Annotated in this window: 7 protein-coding genes; 6 read left to right on the forward strand and 1 reads right to left on the reverse strand. The window is 58.0% G+C overall.

The features are described from left to right. Positions 1 to 121: 121 nt before the first annotated feature. The 3 genes from NW818_RS12410 to NW818_RS12420 all read left to right on the forward strand — a co-directional run bounded on the left by NW818_RS12410 (position 122) and on the right by NW818_RS12420 (position 2,390). Entirely contained in the window at positions 122 to 781 is a 660-nt protein-coding gene (locus NW818_RS12410) for an XRE family transcriptional regulator (protein ID WP_414424727.1), read from the forward strand. A 151-nt stretch (positions 782 to 932) separates the two neighbouring features. Further along, on the forward strand, positions 933 to 1,760 hold the full coding sequence (locus NW818_RS12415) for an OmpA family protein (RefSeq protein WP_414352095.1): 828 nt from the start codon (positions 933 to 935) through the stop codon (positions 1,758 to 1,760). Positions 1,761 to 1,877: 117 nt separating this feature from the next. After that, entirely contained in the window at positions 1,878 to 2,390 is a 513-nt protein-coding gene (locus NW818_RS12420) for an ATP-binding protein (RefSeq protein ID WP_414402360.1), read from the forward strand. Here NW818_RS12420 and NW818_RS12425 read toward each other — a convergent pair. Further along, positions 2,367 to 3,497, reverse strand: a complete 1,131-nt coding sequence (locus NW818_RS12425; RefSeq protein WP_011433895.1) for a geranylgeranyl reductase family protein — start codon at positions 3,495 to 3,497, stop codon at positions 2,367 to 2,369. The two genes, NW818_RS12420 and NW818_RS12425, sit on opposite strands and share 24 nt — an antisense overlap. Positions 3,498 to 3,772: 275 nt before the next feature. Here NW818_RS12425 and NW818_RS12430 point away from each other — a divergent pair, with 275 nt between their 5' ends. The 3 genes from NW818_RS12430 to NW818_RS12440 all read left to right on the forward strand — a co-directional run bounded on the left by NW818_RS12430 (position 3,773) and on the right by NW818_RS12440 (position 4,811). Then, positions 3,773 to 3,928, forward strand: coding sequence for a hypothetical protein (locus tag NW818_RS12430; protein WP_414331197.1), 156 nt, complete (start codon positions 3,773 to 3,775; stop codon positions 3,926 to 3,928). A gap of 130 nt (positions 3,929 to 4,058) precedes the next feature. Then, positions 4,059 to 4,346 (forward strand): hypothetical protein, encoded by a 288-nt coding sequence (locus tag NW818_RS12435; protein ID WP_011433893.1) that lies wholly within the window; start codon positions 4,059 to 4,061, stop codon positions 4,344 to 4,346. Positions 4,347 to 4,499: 153 nt separating this feature from the next. After that, on the forward strand, positions 4,500 to 4,811 hold the full coding sequence (locus NW818_RS12440) for a hypothetical protein (RefSeq protein WP_011433892.1): 312 nt from the start codon (positions 4,500 to 4,502) through the stop codon (positions 4,809 to 4,811). Positions 4,812 to 4,885: the final 74 nt, after the last annotated feature.

Consider the following 4,885-nt stretch of genomic DNA (forward strand, 5'->3'; position numbering starts at 1 on the left):
CTTAGCGGTCGGAGCCGGGTAGTTTACGTTGAAGATTCTCCCCAAATGGCTGCACCGGTTGTTGACTTGTCAAGATATAGTGGTAAAAATCTGCTTATACACAATATGTAGCGTTAAGCCAATGTCCATCTCCTCTGGCTCTTCTTTTGCAGACCGCTTGCGATGGGTGATTGGCGATGAAGCCGTCTATGCGTTTGGGCGACGGGCCGGAATTAGCGATACGGCCTTGCGCAGCTACCTGAAGGGATCCGTGCCCAGCATTGACAAGGCCGTGAAAATTGCCCAAGTGGGCCAGGTCAACCTCAATTGGCTGATTACAGGGGAGGGATCCCCGCAGTTGCATCCCGACGCGAAAGCAGAGTATGTGTATGTGCCTTTTGTCGATGTAGCCGCCTCTGCCGGAGCGGGGGTGTTGGTGCGGGAAGAATCGATCGAATCGGTGATTGCTTTTGAGCGAAACTGGCTGCGGACGCACTTGAAGGGAAACCCTGCCGATCTAAGTCTGATTCGGGTGCAGGGGGATAGCATGTCTCCCACGTTGGAGGATGGCGACTGGATCTTTGTGGAGCGGCAAGAGGGTGGAGACCTGGGCTGTGAAGGCATTTACGTCTTTCAGATGGATGGGGATCTGTTGGTCAAACGACTGCAGCGCCTGCCCGGATCCCAGGTGAAGGTGATCAGCGACAACCCCCGCTTTCCCCCCTTTGTGGCGGATTTGGCGGATCCCATCAACGGCCTAACCCTCATAGGGCGTTATCGAGGTCGCATCAGTTTTGATTAGCCTCTGGCAGCAGATGGCGGGAAGTGGCAGTTGGACCGACCGAGAATCCCCTTGGCGAGATCGGGTCGCCGGTTAGGATGGGTCTTGAGGGTTGAGTTGAGAGGAGTTCCTGCTCCTTGCCTGCGCCCATCCAGCCGGAGGTTTGCCTGCAATGGCTCGTTCGTCCCAGCTCCTAACAGTCGCTCTCCATTCCCTAAGCGGGATCCTCTTGGTCAGCAGCGGAATCTGGGTCGGGATGGTGCTTCCCCAGCAGGCCCAACCTCAGCCCCAGCCGGAGACCAACATCTCTCCCACTCAACCCGCTTCTCCCACACCACCGATCCTGCCCACCTTGGCCCCGCCCCAGGCCAATCCTCCGGTGGCCAGCCCAACAGCAGATGCAGATCCAGAGGAAAATCATGAGAGCCCCACGGATCTGGAGGCAGAGATTCGGGAGATCCGCCAGCAGGTGATCCAGCTCTTGATCAGAATTGAGGAATTGGAGTCGCGGCTGCAACGGCTGCGTTCTCAAACAGACCCTGAGCCTATCAGGGAATCTTCCACTGCTGCTGAGATCGCTCCAGGGGCAGAAAGCGCCTCTGCGCCCACCCCGGCTCCGACCACAACGCCAACCTCCTTTCAGGTGGGAACCCAAACCATCAGCCTGCCGGGCGATTTGCTGTTCGATTTTGACAAAGCCGAGATTCGACCTGAAGCAGCCTCGCTGTTGGCCCAGGTGGCCAAGTCCTTGGAAGCTATGCCCGGCGCCCGCGTTCAAGTGAATGGCCACACCGATAACATCGGGCCCTTAAACTACAACTTGGCTCTTTCCCTGCGCCGCGCCAATGCGGTTAAGGACTATTTGATAAAACTGTTGCCGGAAGGCCATCCCATCAGTTGGACAACCTCTGGCTTTGGTCCCACCTTGCCCGTTGCCGATAACGACACAGAAGCCGGACGGCAGCGGAACCGCCGTGTGGATTTGGTCATCGCTCCCTAGCTACCCCCCCAAATGGGGGATGACACGTCCCAGCAGGGCTCTGGTCTAGAATCTGGTAGGGTCAATCCGGCCAGGATTGATGGGTGCAGGTTAAATCCTTATCGTTGGGGTTCGGTTTTGAACGCGGCAGGGATCCCTCTGGACAAGAGGCAAACGTTTGCGCTGAGGGTTGACACAACCCTGGACGCGCTTGACCAGGTTTTGACCTGGTTTGAGTCTTTCCGAAATGCGGGCATCCCGGATCCCATTTGGGCGGAATGTCAGTTGGCTTTGGTAGAGGGGTTTACCAACGCCGTTCGCCACGCCCACCGCGCTCTGCCGGAAAGTACGCCCATCGACATTGAGCTGCTGCTGATGCCGCAAGGGCTGGAGTTGCGCATCTGGGATCAGGGGCAGGAGTTTGATCTGGAGGGATTTGCTCGGAACTTGTCGGATCCCACATCGCCCAACGCCAATCTTGAGTCCGAGGGGGGACGGGGTATTTTGCTGATGAAAGCTCTCTCTACTCACCTCAGCTACAGCCGCCAAGCGGATGGTCGCAACTGCCTGTTGATCGGCAAGCGCTTCGACGATCCTGGATCTCGCCCGCGTCTGTCGGTGCCGGGCTTAGGCGAGCAGACCACCGCTTAACTTGCGAATAGCTGAGCTGGCCACATCGCTGTAGCGCAGTTCACCGGCCAAGATCTGGCCCATGCGCCGAGTGGCTCCCGGTCGTTTGACGCCCACCCTGTAGCCCACGCCCGGAAAGCGATAGAACAACGCCGCAATCCGCTTAGCCCAACGCATCTCGGAGCCCCATTCCTGCTGGACGCGGGCAGAGTAGTTCGCCAGAGCTTCTGTATCCCCGCCTAGAGCTTGATCGATGGCCTGGGCCGCCAACATGCCGGTGAGAAGGGAAGGGCGGATCCCTTCGGCGGTAAACGGATCGATGACGCAGGCGGCATCTCCCACCAAGAGGGCATTTTGGGTGTGTAGCGGTTGATCTTCGTCCCAGAGGCAGATGGGATGGCCAAATGGCTTGACCGATTTCAAGTCCACACCAAAGCTTTGGGCATATTGGGCGGCAATTTCCCGCAGGTTTTGTTTTTCTCCACCCCGAAAGGTGCCCGCTCCAATTGAGTAGCCATCGGCCTTGGGGAAGTTCCAGATGTAGCCATTGCTCACGGCGCCGAAGTCAAAATGGGCGGCTGCAGTTTGCGGCTGCAGGAGAGGCACTTCTGCTTCCAAGGCGGCAGCCAAGCGACGGCGGCGTTCCTGAAAGCCCAGCCACTTGGCCATTGAGCCTTTTGCCCCATCGGCCCCGATCACGTACCGACCCCAGACCGGACCGGCGGTTGTCATCACTTGCCAGCGGTCGCTTTGCCACTCGAGTCCAGAGACAGGGCATTCTGCCTGGAGCGCTGCCCCTTGCTTTTGCGCTTGCTGAATCAGGTAGTGGTCGAAAACATCCCGCCGCACCATCCAAACGGGCTCTTTCAAATCCAAATCGACCACCACCGGATCGCCGCCGCGCCAGGTGTAGCGGATTTGCCGGATCTTGAGGGAAATGGCGGGGCCAAAGTCGAAGTCAAACCAAGCCGCCACCATAGGAGAAACGCCGCCCCCACAGGGTTTGTAGCGGGGCAAGGGATCCTTTTCCAGAACCAGCACCGAGCGTCCCCGCTTGGCCAGATGGTAGGCGGCAGATCCTCCAGCAGGGCCGGCGCCGACGATGACACAGTCGTAAAGTTGCGGCATGGTTTTCGATACTCCAGGCCCCCCCATCCTGGGTTCTGCTCACCAGCTTCTAGCCTATTATGGCTACAGCGAATTGCCTGCACGTTGCTTGCCTTTTTGTCGGGAAGACCATGCGAATTCGATGGCAGCGGCTTGCCAGCCAGCCCTCAACTTGCTACTGTGCCGCCTGCGGAAAGCGTTTTGCGGGCGGGAAGCGAGTTCGTTGCCTTTTCAACGATAGGGGTCTGAATCTCGGCCCTATTTGCCCAGAGTGCTTTGCCCTTCCCCCAGTTCAGTTGCGAGAACAGATCCACCGCTATGCCTATTTGATGCGCCTGAATCGTCTGCGGGATCCCGGCAGCCAAGACCACGCCCATCATCTGGAACAAGCGGCCCGGGAGCGCTCCATTCGTTATCCGGGCCTGTGGGGCTGGCTGCGGCAGTGGTGGTAGCGTTGGCAAGGGGATTGGGCATTCTGGAAAAGATGCAGGAAAATCAGGAGAGGTTGCCTTCGGGATCCCAGATCCATCTCGATTTTCCAGACCCGTTGGCTTGTTTGCTCTCGTTGGTTGAGGAGCCCCCATGCACGACCTGGACAGTTTGCCAGAACCAGTAGCCGATGCCTTGATCAAAAGCCTGCTTACGGACGTGGAGCGGCTGATCAACCAGCACGGACTGTCAGAGGTTCTGGTGGGGTTGGCCATGTATTGCAACGTGCAGTTCAAGGCCAAGTTCAATAAGCCCAACCGCACGGAGAAGGATGAGGAGTTGGGGTTTTATTTCCGCGACGCCGCCAAAGCTCTAGAGGTGGCTGCCAGCCTCACCTATCGCACCATCGACCGCTCTCAATCTGCCCGGCCCAGCACCTAGCCGCCGGGATCCCTTTTTAGCTCTCACCCCCAACCTCTCTCAGGAAGAAAAAAGGGAGCCGGCGATCCATTGAGGATCTTAAGGATCTTGGGGTGGCAAGGGATCCCCCTGGGTTTTTATGCTGGTGGGCAACAAGTTGCATTGAGGCTGAGCGTGAGAATCGTCTGGGAACGCAGCATTTACGGGGGCAATGGCCGAGTGCCCTGCATTATCTGTGGGGGATGGGCCAACCCCATCCAGAAAAAAGGGCACCAAGTGTTGCTGGCGGTGGTCTACAACGACCGCGGGCAAATCTACGGGGAAGTCTGCCGCAGCTGCCTCGGTTTGGGGGCCAAAGGCATCAAAGAGTGCCTGCAAGAGCGGATCGCCCGTTTGCGCAAGCAACTGGAAGATTTGGAAGAGCTGGAGCAGGGAGAGGTGCAACTGCCTACATTGGAGCAGGAGTTGAGCGCCTATTTGGATTGAGGACTACACCCCTCTGAAAAACTTACGAAACCCCAATAGGAGGTGACGTCTGATACATTTACGCTGAACACTGC

It is taken from the genome of Synechococcus sp. R6-5 (assembly GCF_047461775.1).
In the GTDB taxonomy this organism is placed as follows: Bacteria; Cyanobacteriota; Cyanobacteriia; order Thermostichales; family Thermostichaceae; genus Thermostichus.

Excerpts from the sequence above, each read along its gene's own strand:
- NW818_RS12410 (WP_414424727.1), top strand. The coding sequence starts at position 122 with ATGTCCATCTCCTCTGGCTCTTCTTTTGCAGACCGCTTGCGATGGGTG.
- NW818_RS12415 (WP_414352095.1), top strand. The coding sequence starts at position 933 with ATGGCTCGTTCGTCCCAGCTCCTAACAGTCGCTCTCCATTCCCTAAGC.
- NW818_RS12425 (WP_011433895.1), bottom strand. The coding sequence starts at position 3,497 with ATGCCGCAACTTTACGACTGTGTCATCGTCGGCGCCGGCCCTGCTGGA.
- NW818_RS12435 (WP_011433893.1), top strand. The coding sequence starts at position 4,059 with ATGCACGACCTGGACAGTTTGCCAGAACCAGTAGCCGATGCCTTGATC.